This is a genomic window from Streptantibioticus ferralitis (assembly GCF_029223525.1).
Classification (GTDB): Bacteria; Actinomycetota; Actinomycetes; order Streptomycetales; family Streptomycetaceae; genus Streptantibioticus_A; species Streptantibioticus_A ferralitis.
Window position 1 is genome coordinate 1 of the sequence record NZ_JARHTQ010000105.1, and the last position, 601, is coordinate 601.

Here is a 601-nt window from a genome sequence, read left to right on the forward strand (position 1 = left end):
CCCGGTGTGTCGATGGCCTGGGGCCCGTGGACCCCCGAAGTCGGGCTCACCGGCACGCTGTCGGAAGCCGACATCCACCGACTGGAACGCTCGGGAATGCCACCCCTATCGGTGGCCCAGGGCATGCGGCTGTTCGACCAGGCCGTCATCGCGGACATCCCACTGGTGGCCCTGGCCCGGCTCGACACCCCCGCGTTGCGAGGCCAGCCCGACTTGCCGGTCATACTCCGGGCACTGGTCGGCGCCCGGCCGCAGCGGGCCACGGCCGGCAACCACCAGCAACCCGACGGCCTCGCCCAGCAGTTGGCCGGACTCACCACCCAGCAACGCGGCCAGCACCTGCTCACCCTAGTCCGCGAGCACGTCGCCATCGTCCTCGGCCACAGCGGCGGGAACGATGTCGACCCTGCCCAGGCGTTCCGCGAGGCCGGCTTCGACTCACTGACCGCGGTCGAACTACGCAACCGACTCCAGACAGCGACCGGGCTGGCGTTGCCCGCCACCCTGGTCTTCGACTACCCGAACGCAACCCGGCTGGCGGCCCACCTCGCCGAGCAGTTAGGCCACGCCACCGAGACCGCCGTCCGGCAGGCGCTGCCAA

At 71.4% G+C, this 601-nt stretch carries 1 protein-coding gene; it reads left to right on the forward strand.

Going from position 1 to position 601, the window contains the following annotated elements; translation table 11 throughout:
- Nucleotides 1-601 (forward strand): acyl carrier protein (locus P2L57_RS39880; RefSeq protein ID WP_275823506.1); only part of this gene is annotated, 601 nt, incomplete at both ends.